General features: G+C 41.1%; 4 protein-coding genes. 1 reads left to right on the top strand and 3 read right to left on the bottom strand.

The features are described 5' to 3' along the window. Positions 1 to 463 precede the first annotated feature (463 nt). Positions 464 to 1,270 carry a helix-turn-helix transcriptional regulator gene (locus DWZ44_RS17805; protein WP_055154162.1) on the top strand — a complete coding sequence of 269 codons (807 nt, stop codon included), beginning with the start codon at positions 464 to 466 and terminating at the stop codon, positions 1,268 to 1,270. A 106-nt stretch (positions 1,271 to 1,376) separates the two neighbouring features. On the opposite strand, the gene DWZ44_RS17800 is transcribed toward DWZ44_RS17805, so the two are convergent. The 3 genes from DWZ44_RS17800 to DWZ44_RS17790 all read right to left on the bottom strand — a co-directional run. After that, positions 1,377 to 2,027 carry a helix-turn-helix transcriptional regulator gene (locus DWZ44_RS17800; RefSeq protein WP_055060282.1) on the bottom strand — a complete coding sequence of 217 codons (651 nt, stop codon included), beginning with the start codon at positions 2,025 to 2,027 and terminating at the stop codon, positions 1,377 to 1,379. 121 nt (positions 2,028 to 2,148) lie between these two features. Beyond that, positions 2,149 to 2,628: an MGMT family protein gene (locus DWZ44_RS17795; RefSeq protein ID WP_055154158.1), complete on the bottom strand. Its 480-nt coding sequence runs from the start codon at positions 2,626 to 2,628 to the stop codon at positions 2,149 to 2,151. Between the two features lie 105 nt (positions 2,629 to 2,733). After that, positions 2,734 to 3,099 (bottom strand): TnpV protein (locus tag DWZ44_RS17790; protein ID WP_117805423.1); only part of this gene is annotated, 366 nt, incomplete at its 5' end.

Here is a 3,099-nt window from a genome sequence, read left to right as displayed (position 1 = left end):
GTGTATGGTTTCGGGGCGATTTTCGGCAAAATTACAGCCATAGAGCCGCTTAAAATCTCCCGAAGTATCAGCGATAGGGTAGACTGTCCCCCTATCAGATTGTCGTGTTTCGGTATCATTTCGGTGTCAGTTCGCCAGTTCTCCCCGGTGTCGTTCCTCCCCTGAATCTCACAGCGGCGTATCGCTCCCTTTGGTACGCTCGTTTCGGTCAGGGTTCCTCCATATCCCTGCCAAAAGTCATGGCGCTACATCGCCAGGGAAGCATATCCCACACAGGCTGGTCATTCGATTGGAATAATCCATCGATGAACTACCTGTATCATAGAACATTTTTGTGCCCTGTGCCGTATGTCCACAAAGTAGGAATCAGGGGTAAAAATCAGAAATTTCCACGATTGCGGAATTGATATGGTATAATCAATTCAACGGTTATATATGTTGTCAAAAAGGGGGAGCTGCTTCAATGAACGGAGCTACTACAATACAGGAACGGCTAAAAGATTTACGATTAAACAAAGGATTAAAACTGGAAGAACTGGCAGAGCAAACGGGTATTTCAAAATCGGCTCTTGGCAGTTATGAAAAAGATGACTATAAGGAAATCAATCATGGCAACCTTATCCTGCTGGCAGATTTTTATGGGGTGTCCCTCGATTATCTCTTTTGCCGGTCAGAGAACAGGACAGAGATCAACACGCCATTAAGGGAGCTGCATTTGAGTGATGAAATGGTGGCACTCCTGAAAAGCGGTCGGATTAACAACCGCCTGCTCTGCGAACTTGCCACCCATAAGGACTTTATCAAGTTTCTTGCGGACATTGAGATTTATGTGGATGGGATTGCCACCATGCAGATTCAGAACCTCAATGCCCTTGTCGATACCGTCCGACATGAAATCATTGAACGGTATCGCCCCGGCGAAGATGACCCGCATTTAAAGGTGCTGCAAGCTGCCCATATCAGTGATGATGAGTATTTCAGCCACATGGTACGGGATGACCTCAATCTCATTATCCGGGATATTCGGGAAGCCCACAAAAAGGACAGCGAGAGCGCACCCCAAACTACCGTTGCCGATGAACTGAAAGAAAATCTGGAAGCAGTCGAAAATTTCAAGGGCAGTCGGGATGAAAAGCTGGTTGTTCTTTACTGCAAGCAGCTTGGTATCAACTATAAAAATCTGTCAGACGAAGAATTTCGCTGGCTGATTCGGATTCTCAAAAAATCAAAGAAAATGGGAACGCCTATCAGTCAGAGGAAAAAACGGTAAAGAAAAACCGCTGTTGCATGGTTTGTTAGCTTCCATGTAGCAGCGGTTTGTGCTGTGGTTATTCAGTTAAATTTTCAGAATAACAAGTTGGGATTTTTCTTGTTACTTATTTTTTTTGATTGTGGCGTTTCTTATTCCACAGTGAACCTACCAACATACCGATTGCAGAGATTATTGCTCCGGCTACAATCATTCCCAAGTCAGGGGCATTCAGTTTGTTAAAAGCAATGTTGTTTGCCATTTTGAATGTGCCATATTCAGCAAGCATATACATTACGCCAAAGAAAAGAGTGAATGCCCATTTTCCTTTTCCCCAAAAGTTATTTTTACCAATAACAATAGATACAATAAATGTGGATATAGGAAGAATAAACCAAAGAAACATCAAACTGTAACCCATAGCGTCACTTCCACTTGCAAAAAACCAGAACACTATCATTGCAAACGCCCAAATCAAGAGATAGGAGAGAATCGTAATAATCTTGTTTCTGTTGGCATTGCTTTTCACAACATTCGTACTTTCTTCAAGATAATCATAATAGCTTTTCATTTTTTGTTCTCCTTTCAATAGATAGTCAAGAGAGACATCGTAGCATTCGCTCATTTTAATGACGCTGATAATATCTGGATAGGATTTTTCATTTTCCCAATTTGAGATGGTCTGACGACTCACACCCAACAATTCGGCAACCTGTTCTTGCGTCAGCTTTTTTTCAATTCGGGCTGCCTTGATTTTGCATCCAATATCATGCTCCATGCCACTATACCTCCTTGCACTTTTATTGTAGGAAAAACACCCACTATTGTCTACAAAATAGCTTTGACATCACTTATTATGAGTGTCAAAATCCTTTTACATCTGCCAAATTCAAATTTACCTATTTCAAATCAAAGAGGGAGTTTTCATAGTCCTTTACATAGTATCGTACATTTTTACGCCCTTTTTGAATGATGGTGTGTCCTTCTGCTTCTAATTTTTCTTTTTGTGCTTCAATACCATTTGGGTATTTAGCATTTAGTTCTCCGTTTGCTTTCAATGTTCTCCAATAAGGCGTTTCATCTTCTGAACGCTGATAACTCGCCCATGCCACAATAGAAACAAAAATTCCTGCTGTAATCGGTTCTGTAAAATCTGCACTACTTAACTCCGCAAAGTATTCTCGTATTTTCCCGACGGTAATCACTTTACCATACGGAATTTTTTTCATTACTTTGTCATAGTCGATTGGCGGTGCAAAATACATTTTACTGCCACCATATTTTTCAATACTTTTCTGGTCTGTAATGATTTGAAATTTTGGCATATCCTTATTGTCGTGCAACATAGCATTAAAATCTTTCTTATCTTCGTTTGCCATTTCTGCCACCTCCTGCTTTAAGAATAATCTGTTTGTCATTTCTATGCAATGAGGCTGTTTGAAAAAACTTGACAACTTCATATTTGCTTAACTCTTAACATATCATTACGAATAAATCATCTCATGCAAAACAATTTCTTCTGCCCGGTTGTGAATGTTATTGCAACGCTGCACCCATTCCATTTGATGGGTACGCTTCAATTCCTCGGTTACGCCCTCGGCAGTTTTCATCTGTTCCATGATGATGTCTAACCGTTCCTGTGCCTGTTCGTTCAGGTCTGCAAGATATGTCCATAACTCCCCGGTCAATATCAATGTGTTCAATCTGGCTGGGTGGACTTCTCTTAAATATTCCTGATGTAGCCGTCCATACTTCCCAATGGGGCGGTGTTCCTCCGGCAGTTTCAAATCCGGGATGTAGTAATCTCCGACAAGGATATAATCAATTCCGTTTTCCGTTATTCTTGGTTT

Source organism: Blautia sp. AF32-4BH (genome assembly GCF_003460565.1).
GTDB lineage: Bacteria > Bacillota > Clostridia > Lachnospirales > Lachnospiraceae > Fusicatenibacter > Fusicatenibacter saccharivorans.
Note: the sequence above shows the minus strand (reverse complement) of the source record. Positions and strands in the feature narration are given on the sequence as shown.